General features: G+C 55.8%; 21 protein-coding genes and 2 pseudogenes. 17 read left to right on the forward strand and 6 right to left on the reverse strand.

The window, feature by feature from the left end; translation table 11 throughout:
- Window positions 1–232: 232 nt before the first annotated feature.
- From IR141_RS09385 to miaA, 4 genes are all read right to left on the reverse strand, one after another.
- Window positions 233–1,771, reverse strand: coding sequence for a phospholipase D family protein (locus tag IR141_RS09385; protein ID WP_135036415.1), 1,539 nt, complete (start codon window positions 1,769–1,771; stop codon window positions 233–235).
- A 54-nt stretch (window positions 1,772–1,825) separates the two neighbouring features.
- Entirely contained in the window at window positions 1,826–3,220 is a 1,395-nt protein-coding gene (locus IR141_RS09390; protein WP_135036419.1) for an MFS transporter, read from the reverse strand.
- A 305-nt stretch (window positions 3,221–3,525) separates the two neighbouring features.
- A complete protein-coding gene (locus tag IR141_RS09395) occupies window positions 3,526–5,538 on the reverse strand; it encodes a site-specific recombinase (RefSeq protein ID WP_135036422.1) in 2,013 nt (670 codons plus the stop codon).
- A gap of 89 nt (window positions 5,539–5,627) precedes the next feature.
- Window positions 5,628–6,578: a tRNA (adenosine(37)-N6)-dimethylallyltransferase MiaA gene (miaA, locus tag IR141_RS09400; RefSeq protein WP_135036424.1), complete on the reverse strand. Its 951-nt coding sequence runs from the start codon at window positions 6,576–6,578 to the stop codon at window positions 5,628–5,630.
- Between miaA and IR141_RS09405 the strand changes: the two genes are divergently transcribed.
- Window positions 6,565–6,807: a hypothetical protein gene (locus IR141_RS09405; RefSeq protein WP_135036427.1), complete on the forward strand. Its 243-nt coding sequence runs from the start codon at window positions 6,565–6,567 to the stop codon at window positions 6,805–6,807. The two genes, miaA and IR141_RS09405, sit on opposite strands and share 14 nt — an antisense overlap.
- Before the next feature lie 92 nt (window positions 6,808–6,899).
- Window positions 6,900–7,766 (forward strand): ATP-binding protein, encoded by an 867-nt coding sequence (locus IR141_RS09410; RefSeq protein ID WP_135036429.1) that lies wholly within the window; start codon window positions 6,900–6,902, stop codon window positions 7,764–7,766.
- Window positions 7,767–7,943: 177 nt separating this feature from the next.
- Here IR141_RS09410 and IR141_RS09415 read toward each other — a convergent pair whose 3' ends face one another.
- Both IR141_RS09415 and IR141_RS09420 read right to left on the reverse strand, forming a co-directional pair.
- Window positions 7,944–8,168 (reverse strand): hypothetical protein, encoded by a 225-nt coding sequence (locus tag IR141_RS09415; protein WP_135036431.1) that lies wholly within the window; start codon window positions 8,166–8,168, stop codon window positions 7,944–7,946.
- 415 nt (window positions 8,169–8,583) lie between these two features.
- Complete coding sequence (locus IR141_RS09420; RefSeq protein WP_167743148.1) at window positions 8,584–8,979, reverse strand: hypothetical protein; 396 nt, start codon at window positions 8,977–8,979, stop codon at window positions 8,584–8,586.
- 1,177 nt (window positions 8,980–10,156) lie between these two features.
- On the opposite strand from IR141_RS09420, the gene metZ reads away from it, so the two are divergent.
- The 15 genes and pseudogenes from metZ to IR141_RS09495 all read left to right on the forward strand — a co-directional run.
- Window positions 10,157–11,326 (forward strand): O-succinylhomoserine sulfhydrylase, encoded by a 1,170-nt coding sequence (metZ, locus tag IR141_RS09425; RefSeq protein ID WP_135036434.1) that lies wholly within the window; start codon window positions 10,157–10,159, stop codon window positions 11,324–11,326.
- A 236-nt stretch (window positions 11,327–11,562) separates the two neighbouring features.
- Window positions 11,563–11,769, forward strand: a complete 207-nt coding sequence (locus IR141_RS09430; RefSeq protein WP_135036437.1) for a DUF2788 domain-containing protein — start codon at window positions 11,563–11,565, stop codon at window positions 11,767–11,769.
- A 226-nt stretch (window positions 11,770–11,995) separates the two neighbouring features.
- Window positions 11,996–12,862, forward strand: coding sequence for a dihydropteroate synthase (folP, locus tag IR141_RS09435; RefSeq protein WP_135036439.1), 867 nt, complete (start codon window positions 11,996–11,998; stop codon window positions 12,860–12,862).
- A gap of 215 nt (window positions 12,863–13,077) precedes the next feature.
- Window positions 13,078–13,308: a hypothetical protein gene (locus IR141_RS09440; RefSeq protein WP_135036442.1), complete on the forward strand. Its 231-nt coding sequence runs from the start codon at window positions 13,078–13,080 to the stop codon at window positions 13,306–13,308.
- Between the two features lie 506 nt (window positions 13,309–13,814).
- A pseudogene (locus tag IR141_RS09445) lies at window positions 13,815–14,390 on the forward strand (hypothetical protein); the annotation flags it as partial.
- A 239-nt stretch (window positions 14,391–14,629) separates the two neighbouring features.
- The gene (locus IR141_RS09450) at window positions 14,630–14,836 is read left to right on the forward strand and encodes a dioxygenase (RefSeq protein ID WP_135036446.1); all 207 of its coding nucleotides are present in this window, start codon (window positions 14,630–14,632) and stop codon (window positions 14,834–14,836) included.
- Window positions 14,836–15,219, forward strand: coding sequence for a VanZ family protein (locus IR141_RS09455; protein WP_135036449.1), 384 nt, complete (start codon window positions 14,836–14,838; stop codon window positions 15,217–15,219). Before IR141_RS09450 ends, IR141_RS09455 begins: the two co-directional genes overlap by 1 nt.
- A 63-nt stretch (window positions 15,220–15,282) precedes the next feature.
- Window positions 15,283–15,546 (forward strand): hypothetical protein, encoded by a 264-nt coding sequence (locus tag IR141_RS09460; protein ID WP_135036450.1) that lies wholly within the window; start codon window positions 15,283–15,285, stop codon window positions 15,544–15,546.
- Window positions 15,547–15,947: 401 nt separating this feature from the next.
- Window positions 15,948–16,592, forward strand: coding sequence for an imidazole glycerol phosphate synthase subunit HisH (hisH, locus tag IR141_RS09465; RefSeq protein WP_135036452.1), 645 nt, complete (start codon window positions 15,948–15,950; stop codon window positions 16,590–16,592).
- Between the two features lie 72 nt (window positions 16,593–16,664).
- Entirely contained in the window at window positions 16,665–17,405 is a 741-nt protein-coding gene (hisA, locus tag IR141_RS09470; RefSeq protein WP_135036455.1) for a 1-(5-phosphoribosyl)-5-[(5-phosphoribosylamino)methylideneamino]imidazole-4-carboxamide isomerase, read from the forward strand.
- A 120-nt stretch (window positions 17,406–17,525) separates the two neighbouring features.
- Entirely contained in the window at window positions 17,526–17,843 is a 318-nt protein-coding gene (locus IR141_RS09475) for a multidrug transporter MatE (protein ID WP_135036458.1), read from the forward strand.
- 51 nt (window positions 17,844–17,894) lie between these two features.
- A complete protein-coding gene (locus IR141_RS09480) occupies window positions 17,895–18,173 on the forward strand; it encodes a hypothetical protein (protein ID WP_135036462.1) in 279 nt (92 codons plus the stop codon).
- 146 nt (window positions 18,174–18,319) lie between these two features.
- A complete protein-coding gene (gene hisF, locus IR141_RS09485) occupies window positions 18,320–19,087 on the forward strand; it encodes an imidazole glycerol phosphate synthase subunit HisF (protein ID WP_135036463.1) in 768 nt (255 codons plus the stop codon).
- 142 nt (window positions 19,088–19,229) lie between these two features.
- Complete coding sequence (gene ilvD / locus IR141_RS09490; protein ID WP_135036464.1) at window positions 19,230–21,092, forward strand: dihydroxy-acid dehydratase; 1,863 nt, start codon at window positions 19,230–19,232, stop codon at window positions 21,090–21,092.
- A gap of 318 nt (window positions 21,093–21,410) precedes the next feature.
- Window positions 21,411–21,526 (forward strand): annotated as a pseudogene (locus tag IR141_RS09495) (IS1595 family transposase); the annotation flags it as partial.

Below are 21,526 nucleotides of genomic sequence, written 5' to 3' on the forward strand. Positions count from 1 at the left end.
CATGCATAACATCCAGGTTGGGCTCCGCTGTGTGATAAAGCGGAGCAGTTTATAACAAACGGAGAGTGGCTCAATTTTGGAGCACAACTCCCCGTTTCCCTGGCTCAGTTTTGCACGATATTTAACAGTTTAATGGATATTTCGATGCTTTTATCTGAGCCTGCCTGTGCGGGCATAACGGTGTGGAACCTTTCAGACAGCATGAAGGCGTTTGGGCAAAGCCCGGCCGGTTTTACAGCAGCCCTTCTATGGGCAGGATGGAGAGTATTTTCACGGTGATGCGCTTCCAAAAGCCGGCTTCGGGTTCTTTTTTGGAAACGGTGCGGTCTTCGGGATCCTGCCATTGCAGTTTGCCGTGTGGATCAAGGGTAACTTTGTAGGCATAGGAGGGGGTGTTTTCGACCAGCCTGCGCTGCATATCCTGCGCCAGCGGGAGGCTTTCGATAACCACCCCCATTTCGGTGTTGAGCCTTGCGGAGCGCGGGTCGAGATTGAACGAGCCGATAAATACGCGCTGCCGGTCAACGATGAAGGTTTTGGCGTGCAGGCTGGTGGAAGAGCTGCCCGTCAAACCACGGTCTTTGGTTTTGGGAACGGCGTGGACGGCTTTGAGCTCGTATAAATCGACACCTGCTTTAAGCAGGGGCTTGCGGTATTTGGCATAGCCGGAATGCACGGCGGCTACATCGGTCGCCTGCAGGGAGTTGGTCAGCACGGTGATGCCGATGCCTTGTTTTTTTAAGTCGGCGATGGCTTCTGTGCCGGATCGGGTGGGCACGAAATAGGGCGACACCAAATAGATTTCTTTTTCGGGCGTGCCCAGGGCTTCATCGATTTTATCGCTGATTTGCGGTTTGCCGCGTGTGCGGTCGAGTGCTTTGGCCGGGTCGTCGCTGACGAGTTTGGTTTTGACGTGCCGCCATTGGATGCGGTTGTTTTTGATGGCTTCAAACAGTTGCGACTGTTCTAAATCGCGGCGGTAGCGGGCGAGGGTTTGGCTGCGGTCGTTATCGCTGATTTCAAGCTCTGAGCGGCCTTTCTCTATGTTGGCGCGGCGCACGATGCGCTCGAAAGGGTAGGCCGATTCGCTTGCCCAGTAGCGGTCGAAATCTTCGGAAACTTCGGTTACTACGCGGCCGGTGGCGAGAATGTCCACATCGGCAAAGGCGGTGTCTTCGCTGATGTTGAAATATTCATCGCCGATGTTGCGCCCGCCCACGATGGTGGCGTGGTTGTCGGCGGTGAGCGATTTGTTGTGCATGCGGCGGTTGAGGCGTGAAAAGTCGGTGAGATAGCCCAGCGCGCGCCATTTGCGCACCAGAAAGGGGTTGAACAGGCGGATTTCGATATTGGGGTGGCTGTCGAGCGCGGCGAGTATGTTGTCCAGCCCGTTGGTGTTGTTGTCATCGAGCAAAAGCCGCACACGCACGCCGCGCTCTGCTGCGCGGTGCAGCATATTGAACAGGATTTTGCCGGAAACGTCTTTGTGCCAGATATAGTATTGCAAATCGAGCGTGTGCTCGGCTGCGTTTATCAGGGTGGCGCGGGCAACGAAAGCATCGTGTGCATCGTTGAGCATATAGATGCCCGAAGTGTCGGGCGCCAAATCGGCCCGGCCTGCTTGTGCGGGTGTGAGCGCGGCGGCCAGGCGGGGGGAGGCGGGCACATCGAGATATTGGCTGACGGTGCGGTTTTCCAACGAAGGAAGGCTCATGCAGCCGGTGAGCACAGCGGGCAGGGTGAAAGTGAATAAGATATTATGCGGTTTCATGTGTTTTAAGGGTGTTCAGACGGCCTGAACACGGTTTTGTTGTTGCGGGGTATTTTACCCTTTTTCGGCACCAACCAGATTTCGGCCGTCTGAACGGTGCAAACGGGCGAATATCAGGCCGGAAACAAAGGTAACGGCACCGGTGGCGGCAAAGGTGCAGCGGAAAGCGGTGTGCAGATTGCCGCCGGCGGGAATGTTGCGGCTGAACCATTGCAGCATCAGCGCGCCCAGTGCGATGCCCAAAGCTATGGCAAGCTGTTGGTTGACTGCCATCAGGCTGTTGCCACTGCCGGTTTGATGGGGGCGCAAGTCGGCAATTGTGAGCGTGTTCATGGCGGAAAACTGTATCGAATTGCACAGGCCTATGCCCGACAACAGCAGCACCCACACCCACCAAGCCGCATCGGCGGGCGGCAGCGCGAGGGTGGCAATCAGCAGGCCGAGAATGCGGGTGTTGCCGATTAGCACCCTGCGGTAGCCCAAGCGCGTCATCAATGGTTTGATCAGCGGTTTGGCCAATAGCGAGGCCAGTGCCATCGGCGCGAGCAGCCAGCCCGACAGGCCGGCACTGAAACCGAGTGCAACCTGAAACATCAGTGCCAATAGAAACGGAGCCGAGCTGATGCCCAGGCGGCTGGCCAGATTTCCGCCCAGCCCGATGCGGAATGTGCGCACTTGAAACAGGTGGTCGGCGTAAATCGGGTTTTTACTGTGTGTGGCGTGTATGCGGTAAAGCCATAACGCCGATGCCCCAAACGCTGCCAGCAGGCCGGAAAACGGCAATGCCCGGGGGTGGGTGATGATTTCCACCGACAAACTCAGGGCGCAGGCCGCCGCGGCAAACAGCAGAAAGCCCACTGTATCGAAGCGGCCTTTTTCGCCTTTGATGTTGGGCATCACCTTCAAAGACAGCCAGATGCCCAACGCGCCGATGGGCAGGTTGATCAGAAAAATCCAATGCCAACTTGCATATTCCACCAAATAACCGCCCACCAGCGGCCCCAGTATCGGGCCGATCAGGGCGGGCATCACGGCATAGTTGATGGCATTGAGCAATTGGGCTTTGCTGTATGCCCGCATCAGCGTCAGCCTCGGCACCGGCGCCAGCATCGAACCGCCCAAGCCCTGCACCACCCGCGCCAGCACCAGCATGGGCAGGTTGGGTGCTGCGGCACACAGCAGCGAGCCGGCCATAAACAGCCCCAGGGCGGCAACAAACACATTGCGTGTGCCGAAACGGTCGGCCAGATAACCGCTCAAAGGAATCAGCAGAGCCAGGGTCAGCACATAAGCAATCACCGCCGACTGCATATTAAGCGGCGATTCGTTCAGCCCGGCAGCCATTGCCGGCAGCGCGGTGTTGAGTATGGTGGTGTCGAGCATCTGCATGAAGATGGCAACGGCCAGCAACAGGGGCAGGTATTTGGAAGGAGCGGGTGGGGCGGTCATGGCGCGGTTGGAGGGAGAGGCCGTCTGAAAACATACGGGCGGCGTTTTGCCGAAAGCGCAATTTTACGCGCAAGTGCTGCAGTTTGACATATGGGATACCGGGTTTTCTCGAGTTTTACAGGTTTGTGTTGAACCGGCCGGCTTGCCTTGCCCGCCGGCGTTGCCGGGTTTGCCCTGTTTTGTTCGGAAACAGTCCAGCCTGCATCATCGGGTTTTACCTTGTTTGGATTCGGTTTGGCCGTAAAACCCAAACAGGCCGTCTGAAAGCATTTTTCAGACGGCCTGCCTGCCTTGCAGCGGCATTATTATGGTTGTTTGTGTTCGGTTTTGCCGCCTTTGGCGGTGTCTGCAATGATTTGTACGGGGAAAAATAAGTGCAGGGGGTTGGCTTTGATTTGCAGCCAGGTGCTTTTTAAGAGCTTAGGCATGCTTTCGATGTGGGTGCCGCGCGCGCGCAGGGCAACGGTGAGGGCGAGGGCGAAGCTCACCAGCAGATTGACCAGGCCGATCAGCAGCACGCCGGCAAGGGTAATCATAAAGGCACCGAAACCGAGGTTGCCGCTCACGGCGGCATAGCCGATATTGGCCGATGAAAACGCCACATGGCGGATATCGAGCGGCAGATCGAGCAGGTGGCCGATATAGCCGGTCATGCCCAGCAGCATACCGAACATGAAATTGCCCATCATCGAGCCGTAGTTGCGGTGGATATAGTCGCCGAAACGCTGCCGTGCACGCAGCGGCAGCGTTTTTCTGAGCAGCGGGTTGACGGTGAGGCGGCGGCGCAGGTCGAGATAATCGGCGCGGTTGTCGAAAAAACCCGCGATGATACCCGAGCAAAACAGCCACACGCCGGCAATGGCGGCATACCACAAGGTAGGCTCGGTAAACGGGCGCACCGATTTGAGTTGGTAGGCAACGTTGCCGGCATCCAAAATCGGTGTGCCGGTGTTGGCGGCAAACGCTGCCGAAACCAGCGCGGCCAGCAGCAGGGCCACGGCAACATTGCCGAACACGGCCACGCTTTGCGAGCGCACCACATCGATCAGCAGCGCGGCCAGTTTCACATCAACGGCGCGGCCTTTCTCGTTGTGTTCCACCTGTTCGGCAAAGCTGGCGGCGGTCATGGCGGGCTGTTTGGTGGCAACGGTCAGCCCTAAGAGTTGGATGGCCATGAAGCCGAGGCCGTAGTTCAGGCCGCTGAGCAGCGAGGTGGCAAATTCGTTAAAACCCATGCTGCCGATATGGATTTTGTTGAGCGCCATTAAGGCAATCAGCACGCCGCCGCCGGCTGCCGAGCGCAGCATGGCGAAATATTCGCTGCGGTTGCGGGTGATGTAGTGTCCGCCGTGGTTGCTTTTGTTTTCGGTGATGCTTTTGGCCAGCATTTTAACGCTGCTGTGCCACAATTGGTGGGTGCTGCGCTGCCCGACTGCGGCGGTGGTCATCGATTCGAGCAGCACGGCGGTGTGGTAGGCGCGGCGGCGGCCGGTTTGGATATTCAGCAAAAGCTCGAGCCGCGCTATGGTTTGCGCCAGCCTTTCGATGAGATGGGCAACTTTCACCGATGAGCCGGAGCCCGCGCCCGTGCCGCGGCGGCGCAGGCGTTCGATCTGGCTGCGGCATTGGTCGAGCATCACTTCGATATGGGCGGTGTCGTAGGGGGCGGTTTCGGTTTGGTAGTGTTCGGCCAGTTTGGCGGTTTCGCGCTGGAGGGCGATAAAGGCCGAGTTGGTGTCGAGCAGGCGCGGCTCGATGCGGATTAAATCCTGGTCGAGTGCTTCGGCTGCCACCCACACGGAAAGCATTTCCAGGGCATGCAGGCGCGCCTGGGTGAGCTGGCGCGCGGCCGTCTGAACGGCGGCAGCTTCGGCATGGCGCCGCATCAGGCGGTAAAGTTTCAGCCATTGCCCGGCCGACACGGCGGCCAGCCATTTTCCATCGTTTTTCGAGTGGAAGAGATAAAGAAAAATATCGCGCAGGTTCTCTAAGTCTTTATAAGAGGGGCTGAAGCGTTCGTAAAGCCGCATTCCCATTTCGCGCGCAAAGCCGCTGCGCGAAAAAATACCCAAACCCACCAGCGCGGGATAAATGCGCACTTGCGCAAGCCAGGCGTAAAAGCGGTTGGCAAACCGGCTGCACAGGGTTTCGTTTTCGCCGAACACTTCAATCAGCGCATCAAAGCGTGCCGGGACGTGTTTGGCACCGCCTTTGCGCAGAAAATCGGTTAAGGCACTGAGCACGGCTGCAAAGTCGGGGTTGTCGGCGTGTTTGCCCAATAGGGCGTAAAGTGTGGTTTTAATGTTGTTTTTTTTCATCTCGGTTGGTGTGGGTGAGGGTGTTTCGGCATTAAATTTCGGGTCGTTTCGGCAAAATTGCAACCGTTGCAGAAAAGATTGCCGGTCATTCATGTTGCGCGGCCGAAATGCCGGCGGGCTGCGGCCAGTGCCGTCTGAACCATATTGCCGCTGTTGCCGTAGGGGTCGATAACCGTGTTTATCGGGGTTTTGCGCAGCCAGGTGAGTTGGCGTTTGGCAAGCTGGCGGGTGGCGGCGGTGCCTTTTTCAACGAAATCGCGATAGCTGCACGTGCCGGCCAGATAATCCCACGCCTGGCGGTAGCCCACGCAGCGCATGGCGGGCATATCGGCACTGAGCGCGGGATACTCGCTTTGCAGCCGCTGCACTTCGTTTAAAAAGCCCTGCTCCAGCATGGCGGCAAAACGTTTGCCGATTTGCGCATGCAGCAGGGCGCGGTTTTCGGGAATCAGCGCCACGGTGTGCAAATCGAGCGGCAGGGCGGGTTTCTGCCGGCCGGAGAAATGGCGGCTCAGGGGCTTGCCGGTGATGATGAACACTTCGAGCGCGCGCTCGATGCGCTGGCTGTCGGCAGGTTTCAGACGGCCTGCGGTTTCGGGGTCGGCCTGTTGCAGGCGGCGGTAAAGGTGTGCCGGCCCGTGTTTGGCTTTTTCGGCCTGTAGGGCGGTGCGCACGGCGGGGTCGGCTTCGGGCAGGGCGCTGAGGCCGTTGGTAAGGGCGTGGAAATACATCATGGTGCCGCCCACAATCAGCGGCAGCCTGCCGCGCGCGCGGATATCGTTTACCAGCCGCACGCAGTCGCGCACAAAATCGGCGGCGCTGTAGGCTTCGAGCGGTGAAATGATGTCGATTAAATGGTGGGGGGCGGCGGCGCGTTCGGCGGCGGTGGGTTTGGCGGTGCCGATGTCCATGCCCCGGTAAACCAGCGCAGAATCGAGGCTGATGATTTCCACGGGCAGGCAGAGGGCAATCTGCAGGGCGAGGCCGGTTTTGCCGCCGGCGGTGGGGCCGAGCAGGGCGAGGGCTTTGGGGGCGGTCATCGTTGCGGGCGGGCGTGCAAAAGGAAGCGATTATAACAAAAGGCCGTCTGAACACTTTCAATTTTTCAGACGGCCTTTTGCCAAGCAGGTTTGCTTCATGTACGATGATCTTTACTGCCGCGCATCGGGCGTATCGGGCGGGCAGGGGGTGTGCAGCATCGTGTTTGCATCGCCTGAACCAACGCATGGAACCGCCGGGGCGCAGCCTTACGCCCCGAAACCGGTTTGATGGACAACGCTTCGGGCCCGGATAGGCCGAATATTTAAACCGGACAGCAAAGCCGTGGGCTCGCGGCTCTGCGGCCGTCTGAAAGCAAAGTGATGAAACCTGCAAAATTTTTCAAACTCGCCGCTTCGGTGCTGCGCCGCCTTGATCTTCTGCTGCCGCCGGAAACTGCCGAACCCGATTGGCGTGCCAAGGCTTACCGCTGGCAGAGCATAGGCCGGCGGGGCATACTCGAGATCCTGCCCGATCCGCACACGTTTGCGTTGGCGCGCCTGGCAGCGGTGGATGCGCAAATGCAGCGGCTGGTGCGCAACACCCGGCAGTTTCTGGCCGGCCGCCCTGCCAACCATGTGTTGATGACGGGCGCGCGCGGCACGGGCAAATCATCGCTGGTGAAGTCGCTGCTGCACGAATACGCTTCAGACGGCCTGCGCCTGATCGAGGTGGATAAAAGCGATTTGGTTACGCTGCCTGCGTTGTTGGCCGTGCTGGCAAAACGCCCCGAAAAATTTATTGTGTTTTGCGATGATTTATCGTTTGAGAGCGGCGATGCGGGCTATAAACCCCTCAAAACCGCGCTTGAAGGCGGCCTGTCGCAACACTGCGCCAACGTGCTGGTGTATGCCACTTCCAACCGCCGCCACCTGATGCCGGAATATATGGACGAAAACGCCGTTGCGGCAGGCGGCCGGGGCGAAGTGCAGCCCAAAGAAGCGGTGGAAGAAAAAGTGTCGCTTTCCGACCGCTTCGGCCTGTGGCTGAGCTTTTACCCGTTCGACCAAAACGACTATCTGCAAGCCGTGGAAAATTGGCTGGCCGATTTCGGGCTGCCGTTCAACGAAACTGCCCGCCGCGCCGCGCTCGATTGGTCGCGCATGCGCGGCAGCCGCTCCGGCCGCACCGCCCGGCAGTTTGCCTGCGATTGGGCGGGCAGGCTGCCCGATGAGCGGGTTGCAGATTGATTCGATAATGGGTTAGAGAGGCTTCGGCGGACAAATAGTGCCGGCCTGAATGCGGCCTATCGTTTAATGTGTGGGCAGCAGCAGCGGCGTATCAACACGGTGTTTTCATGATTGTCAGGCCGTCTGAAAGCAGAGGGTGTTTCAGACGGCCTGACAATCAGGTTTGTTGGAACGGCATTATTTTTCAACCAAATAACCGTTTTTCTGAATATCGCCCAAGCAGTTGGTCACGATGTCGTACACCACGGTGTGGAATGCGGCAGCGAAACTGCTCCGATGGGTCAGACCCGGAGGCGGAGCTTTGTTGCCGATATTGGAAACAATGGTATGGGGGTAGGTTTCAGAAAGCAGCACTTGGTTTTTATCCGGACAGCTGCAGGTGAATGGGTAGTGGTTCTGCACGGTGCTGCCCGAGAGGCCCGGCGTAAACCCGGTTTCAGCCTCCGCCCGACTGCTTGGCCGATGCCGGCAATATTATTGCGGGAGATTTTCAGCGTGTTTCCTGCCTGATCCTGCACCACGGCGATTTTGGTGTGTTGCAAAACGGCATTTCGTGATTTTGAATAATTCGGCAGAGCCCGCCGGCAGCGGTTTGCCGTTGCGGAAAAATTCGGTTTCAAGCCGCACCGGATGGAGCTGAGCAGAGGTTTGCAGGTCGCTGTCTTGATATTTGCGGTATTGGGGCGGGATGTAGGTTTGAACACTGATACACGGGCTGGCCGGCAAAACAAAAGGCAATATAAGGTATGAAGTTATTTTTATGGTATTCCTGCTTTTTAAAGGCCGTCTGAACAATAGGTTTCAGACGGCCTGTTATTTAAAACCCACAATCAGAAGCTCTGCACGGTGGCGGCGATTTCGGCTTTGCACTGCTCGAGGGGAACGTGTTGGAGCTTGGCCGCCCTACCAGCGCGCCGAAGCCCACCGAGGCTTTGATGCAATGGATTTTATCGGCCTGCAGCGGGATGGCGATGCCGCGCTTCACTTCGATAGCGTTTGCCGCCGAATGCGGTATCCAGACTCGGGTTGTTGCTGAATCCGACCACACCGGCGGTTTCTTCGGTATTGGGCCGAACAGGCCGCCTTTATAGGTGCTTTCAGGCGCAACCGCTGCGGTATCGTTGCCTGCTGTCTCTTCTGCGCTATTGTTTTCGGTGGTTTGGGTGCCCGCAGTAGTATTATTGTTTAAGTTGGCATGAGATGTTTCGGCCACCCGACCCGCTGCCGCCGCTTCCGCAGGCAGCGAGCATCAGGGCAAGAAAAGCGGCGGTATAGATTTTTTTCATATGTTCAGCTCCTTTCGGGTTGTTTTGTTAAGGTGGAAATACAGCGTAAAGATTATTTCATTTTTTTCAACGGGTTATTTTATTCTCTTGATGTTTGTAAAGTATGCCCATGATTTTGTTATGGAAATAATTTCTAAAAAAAGGCGCATAAAAACAGATGTTTATTTAAACGGGATAAAACCGCCATAAAAAACGGCAGGATGCGGCGGTGGTTTTCAGACGGCCTAGTGCGGCGTTGTAATCAAATGTTTTCTAACCGCCGCAACAGGCATATCGGCCGAAGCAATGGCCAAGCGGCCGGGCAGCTGTTTCGGCGGGATTGCGCCCGAAAAGGCTTTGCGGCCGTCTGAAAAACCAAATGGCGCATCCTTTGTTTCGCCGGCGATATGTTTGACGGTTATCGGTGCCGGCTGCGGCTTGCGACCGTGTATCGGTAATGCGCCTGCTGCGGCGGCGTTAATAGAGTGAATCCGCTTCCCGCCGTTACGGCATGGCTGCGTTTGGGTTTAAAGAAAGCGGCGCAGCAGGCCGCGGGCGGCAACCGCACCGTTTTTTCACCGCCTGCACCGGGCCCGGCGTTGACAATAAAGCAGCTCCGCTATGGCGGATTTCATAGGCCTTATTGCATGAAAAATCCCTGTATCGCTTGATGGATACAGGGATTTTGACGGAAGGCCGTCTGAAAGTCTTTTAAAGGGGGTTAAAAATAACCATTAGCCGAATTTCGTTTGCAATGCTTGCAGTGCTGCATTCAAACAATCTTCCGCAGAAAGCGCGGCAGTATCCCCGAGTTTGGGCAGGGTATGCAAATCCAGTATATATTGCGCTTCATCTGCGGGTATGCCTTGGATAAAAGACGGTTTTACTCGGTATATTTCCAATCTGAACAAACATGCATAAAACTCCCCGTTTGTTCATCAGCCATGTTTGGCGCCTCCCGCTGCTGATTCCGAAGCCGGCCTTATGGCGCACCGTGAAACCGGCCGAGCTTGAAAGCCGGCCTAAATAGGCGCAAAATATTTGCCGTTTTCTGCCGCTGCGCGGCTTTTGCCGCATTTTTTGCGTCTGCACGGCGGCGGCACTGTTAAGCAATGAAAGAGAACCATGAGCAACCCACTACACCCCGAAACGTTGGCCATACGCGGTGCAAAAAGCCAAACCGAATATAACGAACACAACCAGGCTTTGTTTTTAACCAGCAGTTTCACATTCGACAGCGCGGCACACGGCGCGGCACTGTTTGCCAAAGAAGTGGAAGGCTACACCTATTCGCGCACCGCCAACCCTACCGTGTCGGCATTTCAGCAGCGTGTGGCCGCTTTGGAGGCTGGCGAGAGCGGCATCGCCACCGCCACGGGCATGGCCGCAGTTCAGGCAGCGTTGCTCACCTTTCTGAAAGCGGGCGACCATCTGATTGCCTCCCGCAGCCTGTTTGGCACTACGGCGGGTTTTATTGGCGGCATCGTGTCGAAATTCGGCATCGAAGTTACGCTGGTGCCGCAAACCGACACCGCCCAATGGCGCGCGGCGGTGAAACCGAACACCAAAATGCTGTTTCTCGAAACACCGTCCAACCCCCTCAACGAGGTGGCCGATCTCGAAGCCCTGGCCGCGATTGCCCGTGAAGCGGGCGCGCTGCTGGTGGTGGACAACAGCTTCTGCACGCCCGCTATCCAACAGCCGCTGCGCTTCGGTGCCGATTTGTCGGTGCAGTCGGCCACCAAGGGCATAGACGGTCAGGGCAGGGTGCTGGGCGGCATCATCGCGGGGCGCAGCGCGCTGATTAAAGAAATCGCGCTGTATACCAATTCGGCAGGGCTTGCGCTTTCACCGTTTAACGCATGGGTGTTGCTCAGCGGCGTAGAAACCCTGTTTGTGCGCATGGAAAAACAGGCCGTCAACGCAGCGCAGGTAGCGGCCTGGCTGCGCGCTCAGCCGCAGGTGAAAGCGGTGCACTATGCAGGTTTTGCCGACCACCCGCAGGCGCAATTGGTGCGCAAACAGCAAAGCAGCGGCGGCATTGTGGCGGCTTTTGAAGTGGAAGGCGGGCAAGAAGCCGCTTGGAAGATTATCGATTCGGTGAACGTGTTTTCCAAAACCGCCAACCTGGGCGATGTACGCTCCACCATCACCCACCCGTGGACCACCACCCACGGCAGAATGAGCGCAGAAGCCAAGCTCGAAGCCGGCATACGGCCCGGCCTGCTGCGCCTGTCGGTAGGCTTGGAAAATGTGCAGGATTTGATTGACGATTTAGCGCAGACACTGGCATAAAACAGGCTTTCGGGGATGGGGTGGTTTAAGGCGGCTGACCACAACAATCTTAGGTGGGAGAGACTTTGTGTTTTAGTTTCAGAGCCATGCCGCCGCTTCGGATAGGAGTTCTGCCGAAGGTTTTGATTTTTTATTTTCAGACGGCCGGATACCCGTTGCGGCGCGGTGGTGTGGGCTGTGTATCTTTCTGTTCCGAAAATGTAAGAGACTGTCTGAAAAACAGAAAAGGTGAAAATATGGATGAAGCGGTGTTTGCTGATTGGGCGTTGAAAATCTGCCTGGGCGGGCTGGTGGTTTTTTTGGGATTTATCGTTTGGAATCTGGGTAAGGAATCGAAAGCGGGAAAATTCGGTATGTTTGTGCTGTTTTTGGTGTTGGGGCTGGGTGTGTTCGGCTTTCTTTTCAAAAATGTGTTAATCGAATTTTGGGTGTTGTCGAAATAATGGGGGGCACTTAGGGTTGCAGCAGCTGCGCAGACTGTGAACGATGGGGCTTTGCGCCGTTGGCAGGAGCTTGCGGCTTGGGGGGCATTCGGATTGCAGCACAGAGGCTGCCGTTCGGTGAACGGTATTGCCAACGATAGTTCCAAACGGTTGGGCACGGTTTTGGGTTTGAGGGCGCGGAACCCGGCTGCTTGGTATGGTGAAATGGTTTTCAGGTGATTGAAAAATGGGCATCTTTTGGCAGTGCGGCCGCTTCAATATTGATTTGTCGCAGCCGAAAATTATGGGCATTGTGAATCTCACGCCAGATTCTTTTTCAGACGGCGGCAGCTATTCTCAAGATACCGGCACGGCTTTGCGCCACGCCGAGCGGCTTTTGCGCGAGGGTGCGGATATGCTCGACATCGGCGGCGAGTCCACCCGCCCGGGAGCCGATGCGGTGCCGCCTGAAACCGAATGGGCACGGGTGGCACCGGTGTTGAAAGAATTGGCCTTGTGGAATGTACCCGTGAGTTTGGATACCCGCCGCACCGCTGTGATGCGGCGGGCGCTGGAGCAGGGCGGGGTGGACATCATCAATGATGTGTCCGCCCTGAATGATACCGGCGCGGTGGCGTTGATGGCGCAGCAGCCTGCCACGGGCATTTGCCTGATGCATATGCAGGGGTTGCCGGCCACCATGCAAAACAATCCTCAATATCAAGATGTTGTTTCCGAGGTGGCATGCTATCTTAACGGGCGGGCGGCAGTTTGCGCCGCAGCCGGCATCGCGCGCAGGCGCATTGTTCTCGATCCGGGCTTTGGGTTCGGCAAAAACCTGCAACACAATACTGCGTTGATGCGGCATCTGCGCAGCCTGATGGCGCAAACCGGGCTGCCTTTGTTGGTGGGGGTGTCGCGTAAGCGTATAATCGGCGAGCTGACGGGCGAAACAGATGCTGCGGCGCGCATACACGGCAGCGTGGCGGCGGCATTGGCGGCGGCGGCGCGCGGCGCACAAATTCTGCGGGTACATGATGTGAAAGCTACCTCAGATGCGCTGAAAGTTTGGCAGGCATTGGGTGTGGTTGAAAACGGGGAGAAGGCCGTCTGAAAGTCGGATTGCCATCACATCGGAAACAAACCGAACATTTCTTAGATGGAAAACTTGTTTTTGTGTTGCCTTTGCAACATTAAACGAACACAACCCGAAAAAATATTTGACGGCCGCTGCGTAAAAAATGATAATACACCAATCAGGTTGCAATGCAGCTTGATGTTTTCTCCTCTATTTCTCCTTTGTAGACTTGGCGCATACCTTAACCGGATATGCGCATTTTTTTTGCCTGCGATACCGCCCCGCTGTTCGTTTGCGAACAGGGCAGGCCGAAAAAGGTTTCGGAAAAGTTTATATGTATATTGGATGTTAAAACCGGCAGGGTTTTCAAATACGCAGGATATATCATTCATCTGCCTTCAAATAATGGCAGCATTGGCGTGCCGCTGTCTTGTTTGTATTGCCCGCTGCTTCAACAGCCGGCAGAAACCCGTGCCCTTTGAATTGAAATAAAGCAATATTGAAATAAAGCAATTCTGCAGTAGAATTAAGCGAACCTGCTATAGTGTATTTAATTTATAAATGTATAGCAAAAATAAAATACTCGGATTGTAAAATAAAATAAGCAGAATGATTGACTCGGCTGCAACGCTTCGGCATAATCCGCCCGTTGACTGATTTCAGTAGTCAGTTGATAGTTTCTCCTCTATTTCTCCTTTGTAGACTTGGCACACATTCTTGCGAATGTGTGCATTTTTTTTGTCTATTAACTTGGCGGTTCGGTTTTGTTGTTTTATGTTTCATTGCGAATGGTGCTGTCTGTAGGCCGTCTGAATAATGCCGTTTGAAAAATTTTCAGGTGTTTTTTGCAACTTCCCTATGTAAAACGGCTTTGAAATTTTCTTTCCCGACTTTATATCGCCGCCTCAATTCCGATAAGAAAGTATTGTTATGACCAATCTCCTACCACCCCCTGCTGCGGTATTTGCTGCAGTAATTCGTATCCGGCCATTTTAACCGCCGTGAAGACGAGTTGGGCGGCATGGAAAACCGTTTGCGTTTTCCGCCGGCTGTGGTTGATGCCGTTATCGCTGCCAAAACCGCCCGCCGGCGCGATGATTTTATTATCGGCTACCGTCTCTCGCCAGAAGAGCCGCAGGAAAACGGCATCACCATGACCGATACGTTTGCGCTGGCTGATACGCTGAAAGCCCGTGCGTTGCAATATCTGCATGTATCTTTGTGGGATTTCCACAAAAAGGCCCGCCGTGGTGCCGACAGCTGCCGCAGCCGCTTGGATTTGATTCACGAGCGCATAGGCGGCGCATGCCCGCTGATCGGCGTGGGCAATTTATTCACGGCCGATGATGCGCTCAATGTACTCGATACCGGCTGGGTGGAATTTGTCGGCATGGGCAAAGCCGTGTTGATTAATTCCGACTTCGCTACGCTGATTTACCAAGGCCGCGAAGCCGATATCGCTACCGAAATCGATTCCGGCCATGCCGACCGTTGCGGCTGCCCTCGCTCAAAGGCAGGAAAGATGATGGGAAACCGTTGGATGCAGGTTGATGGTTTAATGTAGAGGCCGTCTGAAATTTCTGTTTTTCAGACGGCCTTTATTTCGGTTATTCTGACAATAAGCGCATTTTTCTGTTTTTTGCCTGTTGTTTCGCTTCGGATTTTGCTAAAGTTTGGCCGTTTAAATCCAGTTTGGGAAAAAACAGCAAGTCGCACACGGCAAGGCGGTGTCAAACTGGATTTAAACGGCCAAACTTTTGCTTTATTGTTGTCTTTAAATATTGAATTATTAAATTATTGGTTATGAATGAAGTTTTAGATTTAATCCGCACCGAATCTGCCGCCGTGGTGGCTGAAACGCTGGATTTTTTGCTTTATGAGTGCAGCTTGGACGAAGCGCCTTCGCGTGATGAGGTGGCATTATGGTGCGGTATTCTGCAGGCACGCGGCGGCAGATTCGAGCGTTTGGCGCAAACTTGTCGAATCTGGTTGGAAGAAGAGGCACTTTGATGCAGATGCCCAATAACCGTTTTGTGCCGCTGGCCGTGATGTGGTTTGCCGCCGCGGTGTATTTACTGCTGTTCAGAGAGGGCGGCAGCGATGTGCCGCCGTTTGCCCATTTTGACAAAGTGGCGCATTTTGCGCTGTTTTTCGCCCAGTTTTGGCTGCTGGCCAAAGCCTTTATGCACGACCGCCTTGCCATACCTTACCGTTTGCTGTTTGTGTCGGCCGTGCTGGCCGCAGCGGGCAGCGAAACGGCACAGGCTTTATTTACCCGTACGCGCGAGGGCAGTATTGCCGATGGGTTGGCCGACATTCTGGGCGCGGGCGCGGCACTGTGGCTGGCGTATAAAGTTTCTGCAGCCAAACAAGCGGTTCAAAAAAACGCTTGACGCCGATAAGGCATACTGCAAAGCCGCAAGGCCGTCTGAAAAAATCAGTTTTACTAATAACCGATGTTTCATTTCGGCAGAAAACAGGCGTTTATTGTTGCCGTTCCCGCCGGTTTTCACAACACCGGCCACCGCGCCGAAGAGCGTGCGCCGGTTACGGAAAACGGCTGCGCAAGCCGTTCCGCCCCGAAATCATTGGCGGCCGCGGCAGAGATTGCCGAAGGGCGGCGGTTTCGGTTTGCCCTGCGCAAGATTCGGGTAGTGGCCGAAATCGGTATCAGTTGCCAATATAAACGAAAAAGGCTGCCACTGCCGCAGGCCGTCTGAAACTGAAAACCGGGAATGTGCAAATTCCTACAGGTATCGGCACGGCCTGCAGCCCGATTCGGGAATAAGTATGATGGAAAGCGGGAAGTTTAAAGCGGCAAACAAAACAGGGGCTTCGGCCTCTGTTTTGTTTCTGCTATCATTTGCTGCCGCTGTTTTGAAGTGTGCTGTTGAAGCCAACCCGCTTTGTTTTCGGTATCGGACAACGGGCAGGGCAGACAGTAAGCAGCCGATTCTGTTGCCGCTTGGGCAGCCGGCAAAACTGTTCTCTTTGAACCGCAGTGCAGCCGTGCGGTAACGGAAATCAAGCGGGCTTGCTGTGTCTGTATTATCTTAGACGGCTGCCTTGTGTATTGAAAATCGAATTAACCATCAAACTGCCGAACCGGAAAGGATCAAACATGAAAGTTGCCATCATCGATTACGGCATGGGCAATCTGCATTCAGTGCTGAAATCGGTGCAGGCTGCGCAAAAACTGGCAGGGGTGAACGCGCAAATCGTACTCACCGGCCATCCCGAAGAAGTGTTTGCGGCCGACAAAGTGGTCTTTCCCGGGCAGGGTGCCATGCCCGACTGCATGGCAGCGCTGCAACGCAGCGGCTTGGGCGAGGCGGTTTCAGACGGCCTGAAAAACAAGCCTTTTTTCGGCATCTGCGTGGGCGCGCAGTTATTGTTCGACCACAGCGAAGAAGGCAACACCGCCGGTTTGGGCTGGTTTGCGGGCAAGGTGAAGCGCTTTGCCGCCGGCCGCTGCGGCGATAACGGCAGCAAACTCAAAGTGCCGCATATGGGCTGGAACACTGTGCGCCAAACACGGGCGCACCCGCTGTTTGCAGATGTTGCCCCAAACACACGGTTTTATTTTGTGCACAGCTATTATTTTGTGCCGGCCGATAAAGATATTGTGCTCGGCACCAGCGAATATCCCGATGAATTTGCCTGCGTTGCGGGCAGGGATAATGTGTTTGCCACCCAGTTCCACACCGAAAAAAGCCACGAAGGCGGACTGCTGCTGCTGCGCAACTTTCTCCGCTGGAACGTTTGAAATTGTGTAGAATACAGGCTTTTCAGACGGCCTTAAGGCCGTCTGAAAAGCCTGAAAACACGAGGAAATAAAATGCTGCTGATTCCCGCAATCGATTTGAAAGAAGGCCGCTGTGTGCGCCTGAAGCAGGGGCTGATGGACCAGGCCACCGTGTTTTCCGACAACCCCGCCGAAACCGCGCTGCATTGGTTCAAACAAGGTGCGCGCCGTCTGCATTTGGTGGATTTGGACGGTGCGTTTGCCGGCAAACCGCAAAATCTCGAAGCTGTCGGCAGCATTTTGCAGCAGGTGGCCAAAGAGATTCCCGTGCAGCTTGGAGGCGGCATCCGTGATTTGCACACCATCGAGAAATATCTCGATTTGGGGCTGTCCGATGTGATTATCGGCACTGCGGCCGTGAATAATCCCGAATTTGTGCGCCAAGCCTGCAGAGAATTTGCAGGCCGCATCATTGTGGGGCTGGACGCAAAAGACGGTATGGCCGCAATCAACGGCTGGGCAACCGTTACCCCGCATCATGTGGCCGATTTGGGCAAACGCTTTGAAGACGATGGGGTAAACAGCATTATCTACACCGACATAGGCCGCGACGGCATGATGAGCGGCGTAAACATCGAAGCCACCGTCAAATTGGCCGAGGCTGTGCGCATTCCCGTGATTGCATCGGGCGGGCTGACCGATTTGAACGATATCCGCGCCCTGTGTGCCGTAGAAAAAAGCGGCGTGGCCGGCGCAATCACCGGCCGGGCGATTTACGAGGGCAGCATTGATTTTGCCGAAGCGCAGAAACTGGCCGATTCGTTGGCAGGCTAATAAACTTTATCAGCTTCAACAAGCAAAGGCCGTCTGAAACGGCCATCCCGACCAGGCGGGAAACGTAAAAATATTTCAATCAGTTAAGTTGTTTTTTATTTTAAAAAAAGGGGCAAAACCATGTTTCAAGCATTTGTTTTGGGCTTTTGGACGCTGTGGTCTTCAAGCCGCGACATTCACGCCGTCAGCGAAGGGCTGGCATTCACCATTATCAGCGTTTTGATCAGCATGGGCATGAATTTCGCCATGCCGCAGATTGATGCGCAATGGTGTGCGGTGATGGGTATTTTATGGGCTTATGCCGCCTTGCTGTTCGCCGTCGTCAACCGTGTTGCCGGCAGCTTTATGAGCACGATGGTGCTGGCCGCCGTGGGCGCAATCGGCTATTACCAGCTTTTCGAGCACCTGCCCCATTGGGTGTCGGGCTTTATGGCCTGAAAAACCGTTTGAGCAAAACACGCCCCAACTGCCCGGCAAGATGATTTTGAAGTGAAAGAAAAAATCGAGGTTGTTTTTGTCGGCTTTTCGGCAGAAAGCCAAATCAGCAGCGTGCAGCAGAAAATACGCGATACAGGCCTGGCCGAAATGGTGAAAATCCTGCCTTTCCAACCGCTTGCCGAAATCTACCCGGTGATAGATATTATGGTGCCGCCCTCGCGTGTGGAGGGGTTTGCCGCAGCAGGCCGGCAGAAAGCACTGGCATCGTTTACCGGCGAGGTGATGGCGAAAAAACATTGGGTGTATCACGATTTGCTCGGCGGCCGTTAAACATCTGTCAAACGCCCGCAACCACAGCCCGCTTTCAAATATTTTGCCGGAAACGCACAACCCGGCTGCGGGGCTTCATACCAACCAAGGCCGTCTGAAAACACCCGTGCCGTTTTTTTCAGACGGCCTGTTTCGGGAAACACAACATGGCATTAGCAAAACGCATCATCCCCTGTTTGGACGTCGATAACGGCCGCGTGGTCAAAGGCGTGAATTTTGTCGGCCTGCGCGATGCAGGCAACCCCGTTGATGTGGCCAAACGCTATAACGATGAAGGTGCAGACGAATTAACCTTTCTCGACATTACCGCCAGCAGCGACAACCGCGACACCATTTTGCACGTTATCGAAGAAGTGGCCTCGCAGGTGTTTATCCCGCTGACTGTAGGCGGCGGCGTGCGCAGTGTGGCCGATGTGCGCCGTCTGCTCAATGCCGGTGCCGATAAAGCCGGCATCAACACCGCCGCCGTTACCCACCCAGAGCTGGTGAACGAGGCGGCCGGTTTTTTCGGATCGCAGGCGATTGTGGTGGCGATAGATGCCAAAGCCGTCAATCCTGAAAACACCCGTTGGGAGGTATTCACCCACGGCGGCCGCAAACCCACCGGCATCGATGCGGTGCAGTGGGCGCAAAACATGCAGGCGCGCGGCGCAGGCGAAATCCTGCTCACCAGTATGGACAGGGACGGCACCAAGGCCGGCTTCAATCTGCCGCTCACCCGCGCAGTGAGCGAAGCAGTGGATATTCCCGTGATTGCTTCCGGCGGCGTGGGCAATGTGCGGCATCTCATAGAAGGCGTGAAAGAGGGTAAAGCCGATGCGGTGTTGGCGGCCAGTATTTTCCACTTTGGCGAAGTGGGCATACACGAAGCCAAACTGGCCATGCGCGCCGCCGGCATCGAAGTGCGCCTGTAAGCCTTAAAACCATGATCAAACGTATTTTATTTAAGGCCGTCTGAAAACGGTTTCTGCAACGTGTTTACAACCGCAAAACCGATATTCAAGCTGCTGCAATCTTTCAGACGGCCTGCAACCGATTCAAAAAAGGACAACCACCATGCCAGCCTACCGCTCCAAAACCTCCACCCACGGCCGCAATATGGCCGGCGCCCGCGCATTGTGGCGCGCCACCGGTGTGGCCGATGAAGATTTCGGCAAGCCGATTATCGCCATCGCCAACTCGTTCACCCAATTCGTGCCCGGCCATGTGCATTTGCACAATATGGGTCAGATGGTGGCCCGCGAAATCGAAAAAGCGGGCGGCTTGGCCAAAGAATTCAACACCATTGCGGTGGACGATGGGATTGCTATGGGGCATGGCGGTATGCTCTATAGTCTGCCCAGCCGCGATTTGATTGCCGACAGCGTGGAATATATGGTGAATGCCCACTGTGCCGATGCGCTGGTGTGCATTTCCAACTGCGACAAAATCACCCCCGGCATGCTGATGGCCGCTATGCGCCTGAACATCCCCACCGTGTTTGTTTCGGGCGGGCCGATGGAAGCGGGCAAAGTGATCGGCGTGGCCGATATCGTTGACGGGCGCAAGCTCGATTTGGTCGATGCGATGGTCGATGCCGCCGATGATAACGTAAGCGATGCCGCCGTTGCCGCGGTAGAACGCTCCGCCTGCCCCACCTGCGGATCGTGTTCGGGCATGTTTACCGCCAACTCGATGAACTGCCTCACCGAAGCGTTGGGGCTGTCGCTGCCCGGCAACGGCTCGCTGCTGGCTACCCATGCCGGCCGCAAAGCACTGTTTCTCGAAGCAGGCCGTCTGATTGTGGAAATTACCCAACGCTATTACGAACAAGACGATGCGAGCGTGCTGCCGCGCAGCATCGCCACCAAAGCCGCCTTTGAAAACGCCATGAGCCTCGATGTGGCAATGGGCGGCTCCACCAACACCGTGCTGCACTTGCTGGCCGCCGCCAACGAAGCCGGAGTGGATTTTAAAATGGCCGATATCGACCGCATCAGCCGACAAGTGCCGTGTTTGTGCAAAGTTGCCCCCGCCACCCAGAAATACCATATGGAAGACGTGCACCGCGCCGGCGGCGTGATGGGCATTTTGGCCGAACTTAACCGCGCAGGCCGTCTGAACACCGAAGTTTCCACCGTGCACGCGCCCACGCTGAAACACGCGCTGGCGCAGTGGGACGTGATGAATCCCGCCAACGAAGCGGCGCACGCGCGTTACAAAGCTGCACCCGGCGGCGTGCGTACCACCGAGGCATTTTCGCAAAACCGCCAGTGGCCGAGCCTGGATTTAGACCGCGAAAACGGCTGTATCCGCAGCAAAGAGCACGCCTATTCGCAAGACGGCGGCTTGGCCGTGCTGTTCGGCAACATCGCCGAGCGCGGCTGCGTGGTAAAAACCGCCGGCGTGGACGACAGCATCTTAAAATTCACCGGCCGCGCCCGCGTGTTTGAAAGCCAAGACGCTGCCGTGGCCGGCATTCTAAACAACCAAATCGCAGCCGGCGACATCGTGGTTATCCGCTACGAAGGCCCCAAAGGCGGCCCCGGTATGCAGGAAATGCTCTATCCCACAAGCTACCTGAAATCGAAAGGCTTGGGCAAAGCCTGCGCCCTGCTGACAGACGGCCGTTTTTCAGGCGGCACCTCCGGCCTGAGTATCGGCCATGTTTCCCCCGAAGCGGCCGAAGGCGGTGCCATCGGCTTGGTGAAAGAGGGCGACACCATCGAAATCGACATCCCCAACCGCAGCATCCGCCTGGCCGTATCCGATGAAGAACTGGCCGGCCGCCGCACCGAAATGGAAACGCGCGGCGCGAAAGCATGGCAACCCCAAAACCGCGACCGCTGCGTTTCTGCCGCCCTGCGCGCCTATGCCGCGATGACCACTTCCGCCGACACCGGCGCTGTGCGCGATGTGGCGCAGGTGGAACGGAAATAGTTTCAGCGCATAAAACAAGGGGCATCTCTTTCAATAAAGGAATGCCCCTTGTTTTATCGGGTCGGAAAGCAAAATATTTTCAGACGGCCTGAAGTCTCGGCAGAATCAGCTTGGCGTAAGCCCTTTCATTTTTGTTACGGCGTTGCTGCGCCCCAGCCCAAAGAGAACGCTTTGCCGGCTGAAGCGGTGGCAGAATCGGTGCCATACGGTTTGTACTGCCTGAGGCCTGCCGCCCTGTAGCGGGCATAAAGCGGATTCACCATCGCCTGCTTTAAAATAGGGGCTGACGTAGATTAGCAGTCATGACAGGCTGCCAAAATGAAGATAACCCACTGTAAGTTAAAGAAGAGTCTGCAAAGAAAACTGCTTGAATATTTTGTATTGGAAGTAACCGCACGTTCTGCTGCCGATATCTTAGGTATTCAGCCCAATAC

Origin of the sequence: Neisseria sp. 19428wB4_WF04 (genome assembly GCF_015235335.1) — a bacterium.
GTDB lineage: Bacteria > Pseudomonadota > Gammaproteobacteria > Burkholderiales > Neisseriaceae > Neisseria > Neisseria musculi.